The organism is Saccharophagus degradans 2-40 (genome assembly GCF_000013665.1).
Lineage (GTDB): Bacteria > Pseudomonadota > Gammaproteobacteria > Pseudomonadales > Cellvibrionaceae > Saccharophagus > Saccharophagus degradans.
The window spans coordinates 417,737-439,515 of sequence record NC_007912.1; the positions used below are offsets into that span (position 1 = coordinate 417,737).

A 21,779-nucleotide genomic window follows, 5' to 3' on the forward strand; every position below is an offset into this window, starting at 1 on the left:
AATTCCTTAATACTTTCGCCTTCAGTGGTTTGGCTCGCCTTGAATTTGGGTTTTTGGCGGGTGTGTCGTCTTAACTTGTTATTTATTTCATCTTATCATGCAGGTTTAAATTAACACTTGGCCAGAACTGTGGATTCGGACCGATTTAATAAGCCTTTTCAAAACATGGCTGTCATGAATATCTCCGTCATGAATATCTCCTACGGTTACATCGTAATTGGTAGTGGGTTATAGAATCTCTATGCTTGGGTCTGAATGGCATAACATAAGAGAACCCTACCTAATTAATCCGCCATGAAATTAGATAGGGCCAAAATATTTACTTCTATCGGATTTAATTATTGCTGCAACCAAGGCCTTGGGTGGTCTTGTGGTAGGCCTTCCCAGGATTCGATTAGGTCTGTTACATCCAGATCCAAAAGCTCATCGAATTCGTTACTATCGGCATCAAGTGATTTCATATAGGCGAAATCTTCATCGTATTTAAACTCTATATCGAAGGTGCCGTCGTTGTTAAGGGTGAATTTGTATTTGTTGAAAGGGGTGGCGTTTACTTGAGTTTTCATTAAATTAAATAGTGATTTAGTCGCGTCGAAGATCTCCGCGAAAGCCGTGTCTGCTCCATCGTCAATATCAAATTGACCCGCTAATTCGCTCTTTTTATAGTAATCCCCCCATTCCGATAATGCGCCACGCTGGCTATAGGAAACAAGAAATTCTGCTTTTTCCCACTCTGGGTCTGGAATAGCCCTTACTATACATTCAGCAATATATTGATAAATTTCTGCGGTAGAGTTAAACATTTACTTAATCCTTTACTTGTTCTCGAATTTTAGCGGGCGCATATTTTTTCCGTCTATTTTGGATAAGGTTTTGATCATTGAAGGTGTTTGACTGTCATCATTGTAGGAAATTTGAATTTCTACATCGATTGATTTGTTTTGGCTAAGTTTATGTGCCCAGTTTCGCTCCATTGCTCGCCAATCGCCATGCCTATTCTGCTCCGCCAATTGCGGCACCAAATTAACCTTCTCCGCAGGCCCTTGAAATAGCGTGGCAATTAAATGCCCGCCATCGTATTCTTTTACAGGGCCGCCGTATTTTCGTTGGGTTCTTGGGTTGCGGTGGTTTTTGTCGCGGTCTTTTGGTGTTTTTGCAATAGAAAGCGCTAACGAGCCTTGCACGCGCACTACTCGGCTAAGGTGGTCGGTTTCGTAACTATATACAACGGGTTGGCCGTCATGTACTACGGTTACGTCGTATATTGTGTTGGGTTGTAGTTTTTCGAGCTCTGGGTTCCACGTTCCTTTTTGGCCTTTCTTAGTCGATTTTTGGCCAGCGTTTACGTGTAGTACTGGTTTGGTTGTGCCGTCGGTACCGTTGCGGTGGGTTTCATGTGCTTGCTTTGCGGCTGCATCCATTTTCGCTTTTATAACTGTTTGTTCATCTAGCGGCATGTTCCCCAATACTTTATTTGCTGTTTTGTTTTCTGCTGCGCGTGCTTGTGCTAATTGTTCTAAAGTAGTTTGCGGGTCGTCTATTTGTTCGTCTATAAATTCGCTGTGTTTCGCTAATATTTCGTCATCGTTGCTGCGCGCGTAATCGAGTAGCCAAGCTTTTTGGTAGCGCGTTGATGCGGCGTCTTCGAGTGCTTCTTGTTTCCGTAATTTTTCGGCTAGCGTGTGGCCGAGTTTTTCTGACTGGCCCGCATTGGGTGACGGTACTGCTTCGTTATTGCTGGTGAAATATTCTTGCCATGCGTGTATGCCACCCGCCTCGCCGCGATATTTTACGGCTATGTCAGCTTCCATTACTTGGCGTTCGTAGTCTGATAGTTGTGGAGCATCTAAATTATTAAAGCTGTCTTCAAAAATTTGCCACTTCTCGTTGTGTTCGGCTTCGCTAATTATAACGTTACCACTGCCGCTGCCCGAGCCGTTGCCAATAAATACGGTGGGTGAACCCATAAGTAAACGGCCGCCGCAGTTTACGCTATCGCCAACACGCGCTGCATTTTTGCCGTTAATGGTTACCGTAGAGCTGCCAGAGGTAATAGTGCGGATACCGGGGTGATGAGGCGCGAGCATGTCGCCTTTTCTTGCTGCAGGGCGACTATTAATTAATACGTTAGCGCTACCGGTAATGACCGGTGTTGGGGGCGAGGGTGGGTGACCTGTGTCGATATCCCCTAAGCGAGCGGCAGGTTTTGCGGCCATGCGATGTACCTCCTTGTAGGCTATGCATTTTGTTGTGCATGGTAGCTAATAATTGATTGCCGTGGGTATTTAGCTTTGCGAAAGAGATCACAATTAAGTGTGCTTTTGGCGTGTGGGTAATTTAGCTTTTTATTTTTGGGTTTGAGTGGGGTTGGGTTTGGGTGGGGTTGGGGCGTTTATTGTTTTTTTTAGAATGCTAGGTGGTTATTTGTGGTTAGCGTTGTGGATTCAGCGGTTTGATGGGGGGCGAAATTGATATGTTTGCTATACGGGGCGTAGGAGTTGGATTGTAGTGTTGAATAAACTAGCGAGGGTCTAGTGACCTATTAGCTTGGCATTGGCAGGGCGTTTGGACGGAAGAATCCAAAAAGCCTAAGGGCTTTTTGGCCCCTGCGGGCTCAGAGTGGCCCGCGAAGCGCTTTGGCCAGCGCGCTTTGCGCTTGTTCAAAATGCTGCGCATTTAGTTGCTCGGCTCATCCGTGAGCCTCGGCCTTCGGCCCGCCCGTTGGGCGTCTAAAAATGTACCTACATTTTTATCGAACCAGATCCGTGCTACTGGCTCAAGCACATCCATGTGCTTGCCCCTTCGGGTGCCTGCGGCAGCCCAAAACGTTCCAGACGTTTTGTCATCCGCGACCGAACCCCATCCAAAAAAAAAGCCCAGCATTTCTGCTGAGCTTTTGTTTTGGATGGTGCCCGGTCGCGGAATCGAACCACGGACACGGGGATTTTCAATCCCCTGCTCTACCGACTGAGCTAACCGGGCTTCTTTCAGGGCTTGGCCGAAAGAGGCGCGTATTAAACCCGTTCAGGAAGCTTTAGTCAAGCCACCTTTTGAAATTACTTTTCGGGGGCTACGTAGCCTTCTGCTTGGTCGTATTCTTCGCCGCTTAGGAACTTATCCATTTGCTGGTTAAGATATGTACGGTCGGTGAGGTCCATCATGTTTAGGTGCTTTTCGTTTATTAGCATTGTTTGGTGGCTTAGCCATTCTTGCCATGCTTTTTTGGATACGTTTTCGAATATGTCTTGGCCTTTGGCGCCGGGCATGGGGGGAAAGTCCAAGCCTTCTAGCTCTTGTTTAAATTTGCGGCAGTTTACTGTGCGGCTCATGGGGTCTCCGAGTGGTGTTGTTTTACCAGTTGCAGTAGTTTTTTAACCGGTGCAGCAAGGCCAAGGGCCTGCGGGGTGTGTAGCTTATACCAAACGCAATCGCTTTGTTCCATTACCTGCACGGGTGCGCGTTTTAAGTCTAGCAAGTGGGCGCTTATATCTAGGTGGTAATGGCTAAAGGTGTGGCGCAATTGGGCTATTTGTTGGTGCTGTGTTACTTCGCCGTAGGTGGCTAAGGTGTGTTCTAGCGGGCTTTGTTCTGGCTCTATTTCTGGCAGGCTCCACAGGCCGCCCCATATGCCTTGCTGTGGGCGCTGCTGTAAAAATATATCGCCTGTGGGGCTGCGTAGCATAAGCATGTTTACCGCTTTTACGGGCATGAGTTTTTTAGGCTTTTTGCCGGGGTAGTCTAGCGGGTTGCCTTGGGCATAGGCTTGGCAGCTTTGGGCTACGGGGCAGGCGTGGCATTGGGGTTTGCTGCGTGTGCATAGGGTTGCGCCTAGATCCATTATGGCTTGGGTGTAGTCGCGGCAGCGTTTTTGCGGCATGTGGCTGTGGGCGTGTTGCCACAGGATGTTTTCTACCGGTTTTTGCCCAGGCCAGCCTTCTACGGTGTGGTGGCGGGCAAGTACGCGTTTTACGTTGCCGTCCAGTATGGCGGTGGGGTGTTCAAAGGCTATGCTGGCTATGGCGGCGGCGGTGCTTGGGCCTATGCCGGGCAGGCTGGCCAGCTCTTCTACGGTGTTTGGGAATTCGCCGTTGTAGTTTTCCCAAATGGTTTGTGCGCATTTGTGTAGGTTGCGGGCGCGGGCGTAGTAGCCTAGGCCTGTCCATAGGTGCAGCACGTCATCTTGTGGGGCTTTGGCTAAATCTAATAGGTTTGGGAAGCGCTCTAAAAAGCGATTGAAGTAGGGTATTACTGTTTCTACTTGGGTTTGCTGTAGCATAATTTCAGATAGCCACACGCGGTAGGGCGTAATGGGCTGCTGCCACGGCAGGTTTTTGCGGCCGTGTTTATCAAACCAAGCCAGTAGCTTGTGGGCAAATGGGTGTGTTTGCTTCATAGGGGTATCTGGTTGCTGTGCTTTACTTGGGGCATGCCAAGGGGAGTGCGCGTTTTACCACATAGTTGCGCGGTATCACAGGTTTGGTTTTGTGCGGCCACCATAAACCGGTACAATGCGCGCCTGCATAAAAGGCGTTTTAATGCGCTGGCACTCACCCACGGTAGATTCTACGGAACAAGCTTATGCTTAATGAAACAGTTTTAGCGCCACTACACCGCGAAATTGGTGGCAAGATGGTCGATTTTGGTGGCTGGGATATGCCATTGCATTACGGGTCGCAGGTTGAAGAGCATCAAAAAGTGCGTACCGATGCCGGTATGTTTGATGTTTCTCACATGACTGTAGTGGATGTGACCGGCGCTGGTGCTAAGACGTTTTTACAGTATGTGTTGGCTAACGATGTGGCCAAGCTTACCAAGAATGGTAAGGCGTTGTATTCGGGCATGCTTAACCATGAGGGTGGCGTGGTTGATGATTTGATTGTGTACCTTATGGAGTGGGGGTACCGCGTTGTAGTGAACTGCGCTACCCGCGAAAAAGATTTAGCCTGGATGGTCGAGCACGCAAAAGGGTTTGAGGTTGCGCTAAACGAGCGCGACGATTTGGCGATGATTGCGGTGCAAGGCCCTGCTGCACGCGAGAAAACGGCGCAAATTTTGCCCGAATTGTTAACTATGGATTTAGATATATTCCAAGGCGCCGATGTAGCCGCGCTGGGCGATGTAACTTTTTTTGTGGCGCGCACTGGTTACACCGGTGAAGACGGTTACGAAATTATGCTGCCCACTAGCGATGCCGATGCGTTTTGGCGTGCGCTTATGGCGGTGGGTGTAGCGCCTTGCGGTTTGGGTGCGCGCGATACATTGCGTTTAGAGGCGGGTATGAATTTGTACGGCCACGAGATGGACGATAACACCTCGCCGCTGGTGGCCAATATGGCGTGGACGATTGCTTGGCAGCCAGAAGAGCGCAATTTTATTGGTCGCGAGGCGATTAGCGCCGAGAAAGCGGCGGGCGTTACCCATAAGTTGGTGGGCCTAGTGTTGCAAGATCGCGGTGTGCTGCGCGCAGAGCAGGTTGTAACCTGTGAAGGCGTAGAGGGCGAGGGTGTAATTACCAGCGGTACTTTTTCGCCTACATTAAGTAAATCTGTGGCGCTTGCGCGCGTACCGGTGGCTTTTAGCGGTGAGTGCACAGTGGCTGTGCGCAATAAGCAGTTAAAAGCGTTGGTGGTTAAGCCTAGTTTTGTGCGTTTGGGTAAGGCTTTGGTTTAATTTTTTGCTCTTAACCAAGCAATAGCTGTTTGGTTATGCCATAAGGTAATGGTTTATGGCTGTATCTTTGATATAGAATATTGGGCATTAAGTCATTAACGTCGGCAACACATTACGTTAAATTTAAAACGAGTAAAGTTTAGTTATTAGCGAGTGCATTAGTTGCTGGCTAATAAGGAATTCAAACCATCGGGTGTAAGGACTCTGATAATGAGCGAATTGCGAAGCGAATTGAAATACCTAGAGAGTCACGAGTGGGCTCGAGTTGAAGAAGACGGTACGGTAACTATTGGTATTACCGACCACGCTCAAGAAGCCTTGGGTGATGTAGTGTTTGTAGAAGTGCCAGAGGTGGGCAGCCAAGTATCTATTGGCGAAGAAGCCGGTGTGGTTGAATCTGTTAAAGCTGCTTCCGATATTTACTCGCCCGTTTCTGGTGAAGTAATTGCCGTTAACGAAGCCTTGGAAGATGCCCCCGAAACTGTAAACAGCTCGCCTTACGACGATGGTTGGTTCTTTAAAGTTAAGCCAGATGATTTAGATGAGCTAGAAAAAGCGCTTTCTATGGAAGATTACAAAGCTGCTATTGAAAGCGACGACTAATTACTAGTTCGCTGTATGTAGTACTTAAAAGCCGGCTATATGCCGGTTTTTTTGCGCGTAATGGTTATGTGTAAGTGCCGCAAAACAAAAAGGCTTGAGACGTTGCCATCTCAAGCCTTTTTTAGTGCCTTTGGCTAGCGCAGGGTTAGAAAGTTAATGCAACTTTCACCGAGCTATCCACGTTGGCTGCATCTATGTAGCCAATCATATTGGGGTTAGAGGCAACTAGCTTTTTAATTTCGTCTTCGCTGCTTACTTCCTGTGGGGGTGTACCCTTGCCGGTAAATACCAGTTTGGACCAGTAGGATTTAAGCTGGCTAGCCGATTTGCCGATAATGCCATCGTCGAAAGCGGTGCGCACAATAGAGCCTTCTGCTTGGTTTACTGGCACTGCGGTAGCGCCACCAGGGAAGGATTTTGCTTTACCCAAAAAGATACGGCTCACTTCATCTGCGTCTAGTGCGGCGCCATTGGATGGGTGAACGATAATTGCGATATCCGCCAAGCTTTGCACGCTAAACAAGGTGCCAGCGAGGAAGATAGTCATGCCGATTAAGTGTTTAATTCTCATGATAGTCCCCCTTAGAATACGGTGCTGATTGCGAAGCGGAGTAGGCTGTCAGTACGTTCGTAGTGATTGGCGTTGTGCACTGTGTACTCAACTTTAAAAGCTGCCGATGAGTGGAAATCCCAGCGAATACCAGCAGTAACATAGTCGTTATCGACGATTAAATCTTTGTTGTTGAATACACCATCTGTAGTGAAAATTAACTCAGCAAGACCTGCATTACTGCGATATGGGTCGATAAAGCTTGTGCTTGAAGCTTCGTTTTCGTCTACACCGTAAGTTATATGCGGAGTTACATCGCCAAAGCGCTTACCTAAAGAGAAGTAATAGGATGTTTGTTTGGCAGGCAGGTTGGTGCCCTCTACCGTAATTTCGGTGTATTCAGTAATGGCGAGCCAATTACCATTATCGTAAGTTGCACCAAAGCCAACGAAACTACCCTTGTTATCTTCGTCGCTGGCAAGAATTTGTTCGCTAAAATCTTGACCAACGGCAGTTTGCCAGTTTGCTACTAGTGGCTCTAGCTCTGGTACGCTGTACTGCAGGTTTGCACTTGCGTAGCCAGCACGCAAAGAAAAGTCTGAAAAGTTAAGTGTCCAAGCTGCGCTGTACATGTCGGATAGGTCTGCGTCGCGAGGTCGGTCGAGTTGTAAGTCTTCTTTAATGCGACCAGTTACAAAGTGTAATGTGGAGTCGGCGCTACCGAGCTGGTGAGTAATAATTGCACCAATACCATTTGTTGAATCAAATGGTAGGCTGTATGCGCCTTCTGGTGGGGTAATCCAGTGGTAGGCGTAGCTCACATCTAGGTAATCTGAGAATACGTAGAATGGCATACGTTGACGGCCGGCTATAAGTTTAACGTTGTCGTTAATTTCATAACCGATGTAAGCCCAAGCTAATTTTGCATTCCACTGGTCTGAGCCGCGAGCAATAACCTGAGCGGTTGCACTTAAGCCGTCACCTAAATCTGAAGATGCCTGCAGCGCGAGTAATGAGTTGTTTTCATAGTCGAGCTGATCGTCGTACCCAAATAAACGGCTAGGCTGGCTTGAAAATGGATCTGCACTCAGATCAAGGCCTGGTTCATCGTCTATGCTTGCAACCCCCCCAGCCAATGTCGCAAACCCGTTAAAGGTCACTTCCGCTTGGGCCGATGCAGCTGCTAAGCCTATGCCGCACGCAAAAAAGAGTTTCTTCCTAGTATTCATGGTTTCTTGCCTCGTTTATAAACATGTTAATTTGTAATCAATTTTTCGCGCATTATACACGGAACTGCAAATCAATTTGGTTACGGATAACCCCTGTTTTTAGCGTAAATTTATGTAAATTTTAATCGTTTTGGGAGCGTGTTAATGGAAAAAGCTCAATTGCGGTTTGAGCTTTGTAAAAGCCGTGAGCGATGTTGTTTTTTCGCTAAATATTGGTGCATGGTTAAATTTTAACTCTTGAGGTTTAGATTAAAACTTAAGCAGCACTTTAACGCTGTCGTCTACCAGCGATGCGTCCACATAGCCAATAATGCTTGGGTTGGCGGCTACCAATTGTTTTACTTCGGCATCACTCTGCACTTCTTGTGGGGGTGTGCCCTTGCCGGTAAACATAAGTTTGGACCAGTAGGATTTTATTTGAGAAGACGATTTACCCAGTACAGACTCGTCAAAGGCGGCGCGCACGGGCGAGCCTTCGAGCTGGTTAATGGCAATAATGGTTCCGCCGTCGGGGTAGGATTTAACCTTGCCTAAAAATATTTTACTTATGGCGGTTTGATCCAGCGGGTTGGTATTGGAAGGGTGCGTGATAATGGCTATGTCGGCCAAGCTACCCATACTGAAAATGACGAGCCCTAATACTGTGGCAAGCTTGAGTAATTTCATTGTTAATCCCTTGGGTTGCGCTAGCGCATTGGCAAATTATGTTTGCAGGTAATGTTCGCGCAGCGTGATGCTAAACGCGAAACTGCCTTGTTATTTGTTCTAGGTTAGAAGCTAAAGTGCTAAGTTGCGTACTCACATCATTTAATTTGTAGGCAGAGCCGGCAGTATTTTCTGTTTGTTGGCTAATTTGCTCCGCTTCTACCACTAATTCGTTAGATATTGTTTGTTGCTCGTCAGTGGCGTTGGCAATTTGCTCGTTCATCGCGTTAATAGTGTTAACGGTATCGGCAATGGTTTGCAGGCTTTGCCCTGCAAGGTTCGCTTTGGTTACCGAAGTTTCTACTGCTGCAGTGCTTTCTTGCATGGTTTGCACCGCTGCCTGCGATGCTGCTTGTAACTGGGCTAATATGCCGTTAATTTCTGCTGTAGATTCTTGTGTGCGCGAGGCTAGCCCGCGCACTTCATCGGCCACTACCGCAAAGCCTCTGCCTTGCTCACCCGCGCGCGCTGCTTCAATGGCGGCATTAAGTGCAAGTAAGTTGGTTTGCTCGGCTATGGATTTAATTACCGCAAGCACCACGTTTACGCTGGCGGTGTCTTCTTTTAGCTGGTCGATAACTTTAGATGCTTCGGCAATGCTTACCGATAAACTTTGAATGCTGGCCACGGTGTTAGACACTATTTCGCGGCCGCGGTTGGCTTCTTCGTCGGCAATGCGTGCCGAGTGCGATGCTTCGGCAGCGTTTTGCGCAATGGTGCTTACGCTGTGACTCATCATTTCTATGCTGTTTTTAGATTCAGAAACGCTTTTATTTTGTATGGTAAGTGTTTGAGTTATTTCGCCAGAGAGCGAGCTTACATCTGTGGCTAAGTGAGCGAGTGGCGGTGCGGTTTCCACAATTTTTTGCATTACCGACTGCAGTTTATCCATAAAGGTGTTAAACCACATTACCAAATCGCCAATTTCATCCTTTTGTAGAGTTCGCAGGCGTACAGTTAGGTCGCCGTTATCTTCGGCTATGTCTTTTAGGCGGGCTATTACTCGGTCGATACTGCGTTTAATCATACCGCTAACAAAAACGCCAACAAATATAAGCAGTAAGCTTGTGCCTACACCTATTACTATGCCGATGGTAAACACTTTGTTTGATTGGTCGTCTGCGGTTTCGAAGGCTGTGTCGAATTCTTGGCGGCGATTGTTGTAAAAAATATCCAGGCGTTCGGTGAGTTTTTCTAACGCTTTTGCCATATCTTCTGAGCGGGCAGGCAGCGTTGAGAAGTCTATTTCATTGTTAAGCATACCCGATGAAATAGAGTGAGCTTTACCGTAGTAGTCATCGAACAGGTTTTGTAGGTCGGTGAGGTCGTCGTCAAGTTTGCTGTCGATAGCCTTAGATTGGGTAATATTTTCGGCAAAGGCTTTGGCCATTTTTTTAGCGCTTTCTATGCCTTCTGGCTCATCGGACGATACAGCAAAACTTAGGGTTTCTTGAATTTTTTCAACTCTGCCAATGTTGTCGTTGGCCAGTAAGAGCAGGGGAAACTGCTGACTTTGTGCTGATCTAACTAGATCCATTGCGCCGCTAATTAGCCACGCACTTACAAATAAATAACTAAAAAAACCTACAGCACCTACAAAGGGGATGAGCAGAATTTTTTTTCTAATGGAAAGCTGACGCAAAATATCCAACGGTGGGTCCTCAGTAACTGTCACCTTTACCCGTTGTGGGTATTGTTAAAGGTAGTAATTCAAGTCTAGGACACAGCGAAATAAATGCAAAAAAAGCGGTAAAAACAGTGTTTTTATATAATCAAAGCTAAATTTTGGTGCGTTTTTAAAACCTTTCGGGCTCTTGTGTTGATTCAGGCGACGTTAGCTGTAGTAATCGGTAGAGCCCAATCCCAGTTCAATAACGGTGGCGTGCAGGTTCTCGAAGTCGTACTCGGTCATACCTACGTAATCTAAAACGTATTGCTTTACTTGGTGCCACTCATAATTTTCGCTTTGGCCGCCTATGGTAGCGTGACAACCACATATAAATTCCGCCATTTTTAGCACTGCTAGCAGGTTCTTTTTGCGGTTATCTGCAAATTCATCGGTGAAGATGTTTATAGGGTTGTGGTGGTCGTGAATGGCTTCGCACAAATATTTTGGCAGGTTCCAGGCTTTGCCTACGTAGTAACCTACAACCGCGTGATTTGTGCGTATTAGTTCGTTTTCTTTTTCGGTAATAGATAGGGTTTGCTCGGCATAGCATTGCTGTATTACCGATTGGTAATCGTCGCAGCGTTTCATTAGCAGCGGAATACCACAATTGTGGAACAAGCCTAGAGTGTAGGCTTCATCGGGGTTTTGCATACTAATTTGCTTGGCTATGACTACCGATGTTGCGGCTACCTCCATGGCGCTATCCCAGAATCGCCCCAGGGCAATGATGTCTTCATCAGCAAGCTCGCCTTTTATAGAGTGGGCGTTTACTAGGTTAACAACGGTTTTTATGCCCAGCAGGTTTACCGCTTGAGTTATAGAGGTAATGTTACTTGCGTGCTGAAAAAAAGATGAGTTAACCGTTTTTAAGATACTGCCAGACAGGCCTACATCTTGGCTAATAAGCTTAGCCACCGAGAGCACGCTGCAATTGGGGTCGAGTTGCTCCATTTGCAGGTCGACTAGTATCTGGGGTTGCGGCGGAATCGCAATGCCTTGCAGGATGGTTTTTATTTGGTCGTCGGTAAGTTGTGCTGTCATCAATCGGCGCCATTATTAATGTTTAGGGGCTAGCCTAAGTTTAGACTAGCCATGATTGATGCGACCGAAAAAAGTGAAATTTGTGCTGCTAAATATTGGCGGTAGTGATGACCATTAGCTGTTCGTATACCGTCTTGTGCCAGTCTGGCTGCGAGCTGGCGGAGGCTGATAGGGCAAGGTCTAGGGCGCTGACAAGCTGGGTGCGCGCATCGCTTGGAATTACTGGCAGTGCGTGCTTAAGCGAGGACAGGCTCATTTTTACGCGGTCGCGGGTTACGCGATCTGGGCTTGCGCCTGCTGCTTGCTGGCTGCTTTTGGCTGCTTCTATTACCTCTAGTAGCAGCGACGAGGCGCTTTGTTTAAAGGCGTGCACTACCACGCTGTAGTGTTGTTTAGGGCTAAGAGTTAACCATTCGTTGCTAAGTGCTGGGCTCTGCCAGTAATCCGCTTGGTAGCGCATGTCTTCGAGCAGAATATCGTTTTGCAGTTGTAGCAGTAAGCGCCTGCGGTTGTTGGGTGTTTCCTCAAGGTTTTGATAGCCGTGAGTTTGGTGCGCAGAGGTAAGCTCTAAGTGGGCAATGTAGTCTTTTATGGTGCGCGTGTTTTGGTAGCCAAACAGCATGTATTCTATGGCGTAAAAACCGAGGGCGGCATCTGCTAGGTCGGTCATACCGTGCTGGTTAAGCAAAGTAGCTTTGTTAAGCGGCATGCTTATATCGTGCACAATGCCCGAGTATTGGTAATCGCCAAAGGAATCTAAATAGCCCGGCTGAATAGGGTGTGCCGCTATGCGGTAATGGTTGTCGGCTACGGTGTTAAACAGTACCGAATTTTGCGGCTGCAGTTGCGCAAATACATTGAACTCTTGATAGGTAATAGCCGCTGTAGCCCACGCTTTTTGCGCCTGCAGTAGGGCATCTTCGCTGGGGGTGTTTAACAGCGTGGTAATTGCGCTGTTAAGTGCTTGGGTTGCACTAAGGCTTTGGTTAAGAATTTGGCTGCCGCTGGCCCACAGTGCCTGTGCACTGCCGCTTTCCGCGGGAGGAGTGGCCTCTACGGGTTCTGGTTGCACCGCGGTGGCAGGTGCTTCCGTTTTGTCACAGCCGCCCAGCACTAATAAGCCTAAGCAGGTAAGTGTCGCAACACCCTTGTGGCGAAAGCGGGTCATGGTGAATCCTTATGGGGCAGCCTTTGCCCATGGTTTATTTGTTGTGCTGGTACTTCTGTATCGCCTATTGCATCACCGAGATACGGGCGGCGCATATTAATCGCGCAACGAGATAACAGGCCATTGTTGCTCTGTGGCGTGCTTTAGCAAGCGCTCGTCTGGGTCTACAGCTACTGGGTTTGCCACCCGTTCTAACAGGGGCAGGTCGTTGGCGGAATCGCTGTAAAACCAGGCGCCATCTAGCGAGTGGCCTGTTGTACTTAGCCATTCGTTTAGCTTAACAATTTTACCCTCTTGAAAGCAGGGTATTCCCACAATCTTGCCGGTGAACATGCTATCTATAATCTCAGGTTCGGTAGCCAGTAGGGTATCAATTCCAAGGGCGGTGGCTATAGGGCCGGTCACAAAACTGTTAGTTGCAGTGATAATAACTAATGTATCACCTTGTTGGCGGTGCTTCTCAATAAGTTTAACCGCTTTGGGTTGCATCATTGGGGTAATAACTTGCGCCATAAATTCATTGTGCAATTGTTTCCTTTGCGCGGAATCAAGCGGTATAAGTGCTGTCAAAGCAAACTCTTGATACGCCACTATATCTAACGTGCCGTTTTTGTAATCTTCGAAGAAGGCATCGTTGGCCTTGCCATAGGCTTTGGCGTCTACAATGCCCTTGTGAATAAGGAATTCTCCCCAGCTGTGGTCACTGTCGCCTGCTAGCAGGGTGTTGTCTAAATCAAAAAGGGCGAGTGTCAAAAGTGTCTCCTTGCGAAAAATGGCGCAAAATGTAGTCGATCTGTAGCGATAATGGAGAAATGCTGGCGGAATGGACGGTTATCTGGCACCTTTAATATCGATCGGCTTATTTGCCAATTGCTGTGCCTTACTATCTTATGGAACAATAAGGCCAATATTATAACAATTATTATCGCTTACGAGGTTTGTGTGATAGATGCAGATGGTTTTCGCCCGAATGTAGGCATTATCTTGACGGACGATCAGGGGCGATTACTCTGGGCGCGTCGCGTGGGTGGACAAGATGCTTGGCAGTTCCCGCAGGGCGGCATTAAGCACAATGAATCTCCCGAGAATGCGTTGTACCGCGAACTCGAAGAAGAAGTTGGCTTGTGTAAAGCCGATGTAGAGGTGTTAGGCGTAACGCAGGGTTGGTTGCGTTACCGCTTGCCGCGCCGTTTAGTGCGCGATAAAGAGCCAAAATGTGTTGGTCAAAAACAAAAATGGTATTTACTGCGTTTGGTATCTAACGACTCCGCTATTCGCTTAGATGCCTCTAGCCCCGCTGAGTTTGATACTTGGAACTGGGTAAGTTACTGGTACCCTCTGGGCAAGGTGGTGGCCTTTAAACGCGATGTGTATCGCCGTGCTTTAAAAGAGCTATCGCCTGTCTATAATCAATATTTTCTAAGCACTCTGGGTGAAGGCCGAGCTCTATGCTGAATGATTTGCGTAGTATCGTTCAAGAGGTATATGCCGCTACAGATCTAAGCTCGGTATTAGAGATTATTGTTCGCCGAGTTAAATCAGCCATGAACACCGAAGTGTGTTCGGTATACCTACGCAACGAAACTGGCGCTTACACTTTAATGGCTACCGATGGCTTAAATCGCGAAGCGGTAGGCCGCGTTACACTGGCTAAAAACGAAGGTTTGGTGGGGTTGGTTGCCGCGCGCGAAGAGCCTATAAACCTAGACGACGCCGAATCTCACCCCAAATATCAATACTTTGCCGAAACCGGCGAAGAGCGCTTTTCTGCATTTTTAGGCACCCCAATTATTCACCAGCGTCAGGTTATGGGGGTGCTGGTAGTGCAGCAGGCGGCTAAGCGTCGCTTTGATGAAGGCGAAGAAGCATTTCTTATTACCATGTCTGCCCAGCTTGCCGGTGTGATTGCACATGCCGAGGCTACAGGTACCTTGCGGGCAATGGGGTCTAAATCTGCGGTGCGTTTTAACGGCGTGCCGGGGGCCTCGGGTGTGGCTATTGGCGAATGTGTGGTGGTATCGCCGGTTGCCGACCTAAATGCCGTGCCTTATGCCACCTGTGACAACATAGAAGAAGAGCTGGCCTTTTTTAGCCGCAGTTTGGCGGCGGTGCGCGAAGACGTAAAGCGCTTGGGGCAGTCCTTAGAAAACCTGTTAAACAAAGAAGAGCGGGTATTGTTTGATGCTTACCTAGGTATGCTCGACGATACATCGCTGGCCCGCGAGGTAACCGAAAAAATTAGTATGGGTTTGGCTGCGCCTTACGCGTGGAGCGAGGTGATTTTAGATCACGTTAAAACCTTCTCTGCCATGCCCGATGCCTACCTGCGCGAGCGTGCATCCGATGTGCGAGACTTGGGCAGTCGCGTATTAGCCTACCTGCAAGAAACCACGCAAAAAGAATTGGTATACCCCGAAAAAACTATATTGGTGGGTGAAGATCTCACGCCATCAATGCTTGCCGAAGTGCCGGTGGGGCAGCTGGCGGGTTTAGTGTCTGTGCGCGGTTCGAGCAACTCCCACATTGCCATTTTGGCGCGGTCGATGGGTATTCCCACCATTATGGGGGCGGTCGATCTGCCGTTTACCAAGCTTAATGGCAGAGAAATGGTAGTCGATGGCTACCGCGGGTCGGTCTATATCGACCCAGGCGAAGCGTTGTTGCAAAGCTATCAAGCCATATTGGAAGAAGATTTACAGCTGGTTGCTGGCCTGCAGTCTATAAAAAACCTGCCCTGCGAAACCTCAGACCACCACCGCGTTGCCCTTTGGGTAAACACTGGTCTATTGGCCGATACCATGCTTTCTATCGAGCGCGGCGCCGAAGGGGTGGGGTTGTATCGCACCGAAGTGCCTTTTATGTTGCGCGATCGCTTTCCCAGTGAGGAAGAGCAGCGCTTGGTGTACCGCGAGCAGCTAGAAGCGTTTGCGCCGCACCCAGTAACCATGCGTACACTCGATGTGGGCGGTGATAAATCTTTACCCTACTTCCCTATCGAAGAGGAAAACCCTTTCTTGGGGTGGCGCGGTATTCGCGTAACCCTCGATCACCCAGAGATTTTTCTAGGCCAAGTGCGCGCCATGCTTAAAGCGAGTGTGGGGTTAGATAACCTGCGCATTATGCTGCCAATGATTACCAATATTGCCGAAGTCGAAATAGCCCAAATGCTTATTCATCGCGCCTACGATGAATTACTAGAAGAGGGCTACGATGTGCAAATGCCGCCCTTGGGGGTGATGATCGAAGTGCCTGCTGCGGTGTATCAAGCAAAAGAGTTGGCGGCGCGCGTAGATTTTATTTCTGTGGGCAGTAACGATTTGACGCAATACTTGCTGGCCGTAGACCGCAACAACCCTCGCGTCGCCGATTTGTATCATTCACTGCACCCGGCGGTGCTGCGCGCTTTGCGCAAAATTGTAAAAGATGCCCACAGCCAAGGTGTGCCGGTAAGTATTTGTGGTGAGTTGGCCGGCGAGCCTGCCGCAGCCCTTTTGTTGGTGGCAATGGGGTATGATGTGCTCTCGATGAACGCCACCAACCTGCTTAAGGTTAAATCGGTTGTGCGGGCTGTAACGCTCGAGCAAGCGGAAACCCTATTGGCAGAGGTGATGTCGCTGCCTGATGCCGAGTCGATTAACCGCTGCCTAGAGGCTGCATTCCGCCATGCGGGGCTCAATCGCATGTTGCGCCCAGACCTTGGCGATGACGCCAACATCTAGTAGCCTGCGCTCACAATTTTGTAGGTGGCTGATGACGTATTGGCTACCTTAGTGGCACCCTATTTGGAACACTAGGCTATTTGTAACACAAGGTAAGGGTAAGCAGCCCGTCACTTGGCGGATTTATAATTAACCTCTTACCCACTCAATTCTTTTGGACCCATCTATGAATTATCCGGATATTGATCCTATTGCGCTCTCCATTGGGGCGTTCGAACTGTTTGGCTTTGAAATTGGGCCTATTAATGTTCACTGGTACGGCATTATGTACCTGTGCGCATTTTTGGGGGCTTGGGGCTTGGGCCGCTATCGGGCCAGCAAGCCGGGCGCTTGCCTTACCAAGGCGCAGGTGGAAGACCTTATCTTCTACGGCGCTGTAGGGGTTGTGGTGGGTGGTCGTCTTGGTTATGTGTTTTTCTACAATTTCTCTGCCTTTTTGGCTGACCCCGTTTGGTTATTTAAAGTGTGGGAGGGCGGCATGGCGTTCCACGGCGGTTTAATTGGTGTGGCAGTTGCCATGCTGTTATTCGCCCGCAAGGTAAACCGCAATTTCTTTGATGTGATGGACTTTACTGCACCCTTGGTGCCTATAGGTTTGGGCTTTGGCCGTATAGGCAACTTTATTGGTGGCGAGCTGTGGGGCCGCGAAACAACCGTGTCTTGGGGTATGGTGTTCCCTAAGGATGAGCTTGGACTTGTGCGTCATCCATCGCAGCTGTATCAAGCATTTTTAGAGGGCGTTGTACTGTTTGCAATTCTCTTCTGGTTTTCGGCTAAGCCGCGCCCGCGCGCAGCGGTTTCGGCACTGTTCTTAATTGTGTATGGTTGTCAGCGTTTTGCGGTTGAGTTTGTTCGCCAGCCAGATGAGCATATTCAATTCGATTTATTTGACTGGGTAACGCGCGGCCAAATACTGTCGCTGCCAATGATTGCAGTGGGTTTAATTGTATTTGCATGGGCCTATCGCACCAAGCCTGGCGCTACTCGTTAAGCATTTTTTGGGGTAAAACAAGTGAAGCAATATTTAGATTTAATGCGCCATGTGCGCGATACCGGTACCAAAAAAGAAGATCGCACCGGTACTGGCACTGTGAGTGTATTTGGCTACCAAATGCGCTTCGATTTAAGTGAAGGTTTCCCGTTGGTTACCACCAAAAAGTGCCATTTAAAGTCGATTATTCACGAGCTACTTTGGTTTTTAAAGGGTGAGACTAACACTCAATACCTTACCGATAACGGCGTGCGTATTTGGAATGAGTGGGCAACAGAAGAGGGCGATTTGGGCCCAGTTTACGGCGCACAGTGGCGCTCTTGGCCTACGCCAGATGGCGGCTCGCTCGATCAGTTTGCATTGCTAGTTGAGCAAATAAAAAATAAACCCGACTCGCGTCGCCATATTATTTCTGCGTGGAACCCAGCGTTGCTACCCGACGAGGGCGTGTCGCCACAGGATAACGTGCGCAATGGCAAAATGGCCCTGCCGCCTTGTCACACCCTGTTTCAGTTTTACGTGGCCGACAATAAATTAAGCTGCCAGCTGTACCAGCGCAGTGCCGATATTTTCTTGGGGGTGCCCTTTAATATCGCATCCTACGCCCTGTTAACCATGATGGTGGCGCAGGTAACGGGTTTAGAGTTGGGGGATTTTGTGCACACCTTTGGTGATGCGCATCTTTACCTGAATCACCTAGAGCAAGTTGAAACGCAGTTGGCCAGAGAGCCCTTGCCACTACCCACGATGAAAATTAACCCTGAAGTAAAAGATATTTTTAGCTTCAAATTTGAAGACTTTGAACTGGTAGATTACCAGGCTCACCCGCACATTAGTGCGCCTATATCGATATAGCAGGAAGGTACATGGAGTTAGTTATAGTTGTCGCCGCAGCTCAAAACGGCGTAATTGGTATCAATAACACGCTGCCTTGGCGTATATCGGCAGATTTACAGCATTTCAAGCAGGTCACCATTGGGCACCCCATCATCATGGGGCGCAAAACCTACGATTCGATTGGTAAGCCGTTGCCGGGCAGAACTACCATTGTGGTTACCCGTCAGGCAGATTGGCAAGCCGAGGGCTACGAAGATCAAGTAAAAGTGGCCTATAGCTTGGAAGGCGCAATGGAACTGGCAGAACAAATAGCTGCCCAAATGGGGGTAGCAGAAGCCATGTTGGTAGGTGGTGCGCAGTTATATCGACAGGCGCTGGAGCGGGTAAGTAAGGTACATTTAACCCGTGTGCACGCCGAAATAGAGGGCGACGCGTGGTTTCCTGAGCTGGACGGTAACATTTGGGCGGAAGTTCAATGTGTGCGTTACAAGGCCGACGAGAAAAATGAATATGACTATTCCTTTGTGGAATTGCATAGGCGCTAGGCAACTTGCCTAAATATACGCCTTTTATGACAGTGTGTAATTTTTAAGAAATAGCGAATGTGTGATCTAACCACACTTTCACCTAAGCCTAATTAATGAGCTGGTGTTACCAAGGTGTTACTTTGTGGCGTTAATTTCTTTGTAAAGTGTTACTTTTGGTGATGAACTGAGTGCCCACTTTAGGGCATTTCCATTTGTGTTTGAATGTTAGGAAGCGGTCTTATTACAATGCGCTACTCTAACGAATACCAAGTCCAAAACTTATATTTTGTTAACCTTTCGGATGTAAACCATTACGGTTTTATTCGGTCGCAAACTTTTAATTAAGGTACCCAAGTTGGGGGAAATATGAAGAAGCAGCGAATGAAAGCTGTGGCACTGTCCACCGCGATCTCTGCAGGGGCGCTTTTCGCGGGCGCTGCACAGGCAGATCAACTAGATGCTATTTTTGAAACCAGCCAATCTAAGCTGGCTTTAGCTCAAGCATCACAAAAGCGTATCGATAAGTTGCAAGACGATACCGACTCGCTTTTGAATCAGTTCAAAACCGTAAGCAAGCAAATCGAAGATTTGCGCGTTTACAACGCTCAGTTAGACAAGCAGTTAGCTAACCAGCGCACTGTATTGAATGACTTAGACGAGTCTATCAACAACGTAACCGTAATTGAGCGTCGTATTCAGCCGCTAATTATGCGTATGTTGGATGGCTTGGAGCAGTTTATCGAGTTAGATGTTCCTATCTACTTGGATGAGCGCCGTGACCGTGTTGCCAAAATACGTGCAAACATGGAACGTGCCGATATCACCGTTTCTGAAAAATTCCGTCAAGTGCTAGAAGCTTACGACATCGAAGCTGAGTACGGCCGTAAACTATTTGTTTACACCGATACTTTGAGCGTTGGTGGTCAAGATCTTCAGGTGAACATCTTAGGTGTTGGTCGCGTAGCATTGATGTATCAAACACTGGATACCAAATACTCTGGTGCTTGGGATCAGTCGCAGCGTGCGTGGGTTGAGCTAGATTCTGGCGAATACCGTGCAGCAATCTTAAAAGCGATTAAGATCGCTCGTAAACAAGCGACTCAAGATATGATCCAGTTGCCAATCTTGGCTCCGGAGGCAGCACAATGAAAATGACCATCACTAAAAGCATAGTAACTTTTGCTGCAGCGGCCATCTTCGCACTTTCTGGTGCAGTGTCTGCGCAAAGCAACGATAAAGCGGCTTCCTTGGACGAGCTGCTAAAAATGGTTAAAGATTCTAAGATATCTGAAACCGCTGAATACAAACAGCGCGAAGCAGACTTCCGTCGCAAGAAGTCAGAGCAAGCGTCTCTACTTAAGCAAGCTGAGCAAACTCGTACCAACGAAGAAAACCGCTCTGCTCGTTTAGAAGCACAGTACAAAGAACAAGAACTCGCTATTCAACAAAAACGCGCTCAATTCGAAGAGCGTTTAGGTTCGTTGAAAGAGTTATTTGGTCACTTAACATCTACCGCTGGTGACTTGCGTTCTAACATGGATGTATCCATCGTTAGTGCTCAGTACCCAGGTCGTACCGAATTCTTAGATACGCTAATCGAAAAAATGAATAGCGAAACTAAGTTGCCAACTATCGAAGAAGTTGAGCGCTTGTGGTACGAAACTCAACGCGAAGTGGTTGAGTCGGGCAAAATTGTTAAATTCCAAGCAGAAGTTGCTAGCCCATCGGGCGACTCAGCAATGACCGAAGTGGTTCGAGTTGGTAATTACAACTTAATCGCTAACGGCGCTTACCTTGTTTACGATGAAGGTAAATTGCAAGAGCTACCAATGGATAACCAAGGTCGCTTAACCGCGGGTGCAGACGCAATTGCTGATGCTAACTCTGGTTTCGTTAAGCTAGCTATCGACCCTGCTGGTCCTCTTGGCGGCAACTTGCTTAAAGCGTTGGTTATCAACAGTAAAGGCTTGAAAGAGTACTACGAAGATGGTGGCCTAGTAGGTACTATCATCTTGGCAGTAGGTGCTATTGCTATCTTAATCGCTCTGTGGCGCTTCTTTGCTCTACAAGCTATTAGCAGCAAGGTTAACTCTCAGCTTAAAGCTAAGTCAGCTAACCCGAACAACCCATTGGGTCGTATCTTGAAAGTTGCTGAAGACAACCCAGGAATCGATACTGAATCCTTAGAGTTGAAGCTAGAAGAGGCTATTCTTAAAGAGCGTCCCGCTATTGAAAGCTGGTTGGGTGCCATTAAGATTATCTCTATGATCGCTCCTCTAATGGGTCTATTAGGTACCGTAACCGGTATGATCGTAACGTTCGAAGCGATTACTATCTTCGGTGCTGGCGATCCTAAGAACATGGCAAGTGGTATCTCGGGTGCCTTGATGACTACAGTAATGGGTCTGATCGTAGCTATCCCAACCGTACTACTCCACACTTGGTTGAACGGTAAAGCTAAGCACATTACTCATGTTCTTGATGAGCAAAGTGCAGGCATCATTGCTGAGAAATCAGAACAGAAATAAGGGGTGTGACACATGTTGGCACTATTGGATGCGATAGCAGACATACTAGCCTTTATTGAGAAAGGTGGACCGATTCTTTTAGTAATCGCGTTTATGACTTTCCTAATGTGGACTCTTATTTTTGAACGGCTCTGGTTTTACAAGGGCTCCCTTGGGAGACTTGTGAGCGATACGGTAGATGCTTGGGAAGCGCGTAAAGAGCGCAAATCATGGAATGCACGTCAAATTCGTGTAGCTATGATTTCCCGAGTATCCGGCAAGATCAATGCTAACCTCGATGTAGTAGGTACCATGGTGGCGTTATGTCCACTACTGGGCCTACTCGGCACCGTAACTGGTATGATCGAGGTGTTTGGTGTTATGGCTGCTACTGGCGGTGGTGATGCTAAATCCATGGCATCGGGTGTTTCCAAAGCAACTATCCCCACTATGGCGGGCATGGTTGCAGCACTTTCCGGAGTGTTTGGCGCAACCTTGATCAACCAGATCGCTAGTCGCGAAAACCAATTGCTTGAAGACCATTTGACGATGGACCACTAAGG

General features: G+C 48.0%; 21 protein-coding genes and 1 tRNA gene. 10 read left to right on the plus strand and 12 right to left on the minus strand.

All coding sequences use genetic code 11. The features are described from left to right. Positions 1-338 precede the first annotated feature (338 nt). The 5 genes from SDE_RS01765 to mutY all read right to left on the minus strand — a co-directional run bounded on the left by SDE_RS01765 (position 339) and on the right by mutY (position 4,393). A complete protein-coding gene (locus SDE_RS01765; protein WP_011466822.1) occupies positions 339-803 on the minus strand; it encodes an immunity protein YezG family protein in 465 nt (154 codons plus the stop codon). Positions 804-815: 12 nt separating this feature from the next. Next, positions 816-2,216 (minus strand): DNA/RNA non-specific endonuclease, encoded by a 1,401-nt coding sequence (locus SDE_RS21750; protein WP_011466823.1) that lies wholly within the window; start codon positions 2,214-2,216, stop codon positions 816-818. Between the two features lie 690 nt (positions 2,217-2,906). After that, positions 2,907-2,982: transfer RNA gene (locus SDE_RS01780), tRNA-Phe, on the minus strand. 74 nt (positions 2,983-3,056) lie between these two features. Then, entirely contained in the window at positions 3,057-3,329 is a 273-nt protein-coding gene (locus SDE_RS01785; RefSeq protein ID WP_011466824.1) for an oxidative damage protection protein, read from the minus strand. Further along, the gene (gene mutY / locus SDE_RS01790) at positions 3,326-4,393 is read right to left on the minus strand and encodes an A/G-specific adenine glycosylase (protein WP_011466825.1); all 1,068 of its coding nucleotides are present in this window, start codon (positions 4,391-4,393) and stop codon (positions 3,326-3,328) included. The genes SDE_RS01785 and mutY overlap by 4 nt, the downstream gene beginning before the upstream one ends. 185 nt (positions 4,394-4,578) lie before the next feature. Here mutY and gcvT point away from each other — a divergent pair, with 185 nt between their 5' ends. Together gcvT and gcvH are read left to right on the plus strand one after the other, a co-directional pair. Then, entirely contained in the window at positions 4,579-5,670 is a 1,092-nt protein-coding gene (gcvT, locus tag SDE_RS01795) for a glycine cleavage system aminomethyltransferase GcvT (RefSeq protein ID WP_011466826.1), read from the plus strand. A 210-nt stretch (positions 5,671-5,880) separates the two neighbouring features. Then, complete coding sequence (gcvH, locus tag SDE_RS01800; protein ID WP_011466827.1) at positions 5,881-6,273, plus strand: glycine cleavage system protein GcvH; 393 nt, start codon at positions 5,881-5,883, stop codon at positions 6,271-6,273. 145 nt (positions 6,274-6,418) lie between these two features. Here the strand turns inward: gcvH and SDE_RS01805 are convergent, their stop codons facing one another. The 7 genes from SDE_RS01805 to SDE_RS01835 form a co-directional block, all read right to left on the minus strand. Then, positions 6,419-6,844, minus strand: coding sequence for a substrate-binding domain-containing protein (locus SDE_RS01805; RefSeq protein ID WP_011466828.1), 426 nt, complete (start codon positions 6,842-6,844; stop codon positions 6,419-6,421). Between the two features lie 11 nt (positions 6,845-6,855). Next, positions 6,856-8,052: a porin gene (locus SDE_RS01810; protein WP_011466829.1), complete on the minus strand. Its 1,197-nt coding sequence runs from the start codon at positions 8,050-8,052 to the stop codon at positions 6,856-6,858. Positions 8,053-8,301: 249 nt separating this feature from the next. Beyond that, positions 8,302-8,718, minus strand: coding sequence for a phosphate ABC transporter substrate-binding protein (locus SDE_RS01815; protein WP_011466830.1), 417 nt, complete (start codon positions 8,716-8,718; stop codon positions 8,302-8,304). A 70-nt stretch (positions 8,719-8,788) separates the two neighbouring features. Continuing rightward, positions 8,789-10,432, minus strand: a complete 1,644-nt coding sequence (locus SDE_RS01820) for a methyl-accepting chemotaxis protein (RefSeq protein ID WP_011466831.1) — start codon at positions 10,430-10,432, stop codon at positions 8,789-8,791. Between the two features lie 159 nt (positions 10,433-10,591). Next, positions 10,592-11,467 carry an HDOD domain-containing protein gene (locus SDE_RS01825; protein WP_011466832.1) on the minus strand — a complete coding sequence of 292 codons (876 nt, stop codon included), beginning with the start codon at positions 11,465-11,467 and terminating at the stop codon, positions 10,592-10,594. Between the two features lie 88 nt (positions 11,468-11,555). Beyond that, on the minus strand, positions 11,556-12,635 hold the full coding sequence (locus tag SDE_RS21060; protein ID WP_011466833.1) for an imelysin family protein: 1,080 nt from the start codon (positions 12,633-12,635) through the stop codon (positions 11,556-11,558). Between the two features lie 96 nt (positions 12,636-12,731). Continuing rightward, positions 12,732-13,388, minus strand: a complete 657-nt coding sequence (locus SDE_RS01835; RefSeq protein WP_011466834.1) for an HAD family hydrolase — start codon at positions 13,386-13,388, stop codon at positions 12,732-12,734. 189 nt (positions 13,389-13,577) lie between these two features. On the opposite strand from SDE_RS01835, the gene SDE_RS01840 reads away from it, so the two are divergent. The 8 genes from SDE_RS01840 to SDE_RS01875 all read left to right on the plus strand — a co-directional run bounded on the left by SDE_RS01840 (position 13,578) and on the right by SDE_RS01875 (position 21,777). Further along, positions 13,578-14,090: an RNA pyrophosphohydrolase gene (locus tag SDE_RS01840; protein ID WP_011466835.1), complete on the plus strand. Its 513-nt coding sequence runs from the start codon at positions 13,578-13,580 to the stop codon at positions 14,088-14,090. After that, positions 14,084-16,354, plus strand: coding sequence for a phosphoenolpyruvate--protein phosphotransferase (ptsP, locus tag SDE_RS01845; protein WP_011466836.1), 2,271 nt, complete (start codon positions 14,084-14,086; stop codon positions 16,352-16,354). Before SDE_RS01840 ends, ptsP begins: the two co-directional genes overlap by 7 nt. A 166-nt stretch (positions 16,355-16,520) precedes the next feature. Beyond that, complete coding sequence (lgt, locus tag SDE_RS01850; protein WP_011466837.1) at positions 16,521-17,345, plus strand: prolipoprotein diacylglyceryl transferase; 825 nt, start codon at positions 16,521-16,523, stop codon at positions 17,343-17,345. 21 nt (positions 17,346-17,366) lie between these two features. Next, on the plus strand, positions 17,367-18,200 hold the full coding sequence (locus tag SDE_RS01855; protein ID WP_011466838.1) for a thymidylate synthase: 834 nt from the start codon (positions 17,367-17,369) through the stop codon (positions 18,198-18,200). An 11-nt stretch (positions 18,201-18,211) separates the two neighbouring features. Then, a complete protein-coding gene (locus SDE_RS01860; protein ID WP_011466839.1) occupies positions 18,212-18,727 on the plus strand; it encodes a dihydrofolate reductase in 516 nt (171 codons plus the stop codon). Between the two features lie 348 nt (positions 18,728-19,075). Next, positions 19,076-19,858, plus strand: coding sequence for a DUF3450 domain-containing protein (locus SDE_RS01865; protein ID WP_011466840.1), 783 nt, complete (start codon positions 19,076-19,078; stop codon positions 19,856-19,858). Then, positions 19,855-21,237, plus strand: coding sequence for a MotA/TolQ/ExbB proton channel family protein (locus SDE_RS01870; RefSeq protein ID WP_011466841.1), 1,383 nt, complete (start codon positions 19,855-19,857; stop codon positions 21,235-21,237). Before SDE_RS01865 ends, SDE_RS01870 begins: the two co-directional genes overlap by 4 nt. 12 nt (positions 21,238-21,249) lie before the next feature. Continuing rightward, complete coding sequence (locus SDE_RS01875) at positions 21,250-21,777, plus strand: MotA/TolQ/ExbB proton channel family protein (RefSeq protein WP_011466842.1); 528 nt, start codon at positions 21,250-21,252, stop codon at positions 21,775-21,777. Positions 21,778-21,779: the final 2 nt, after the last annotated feature.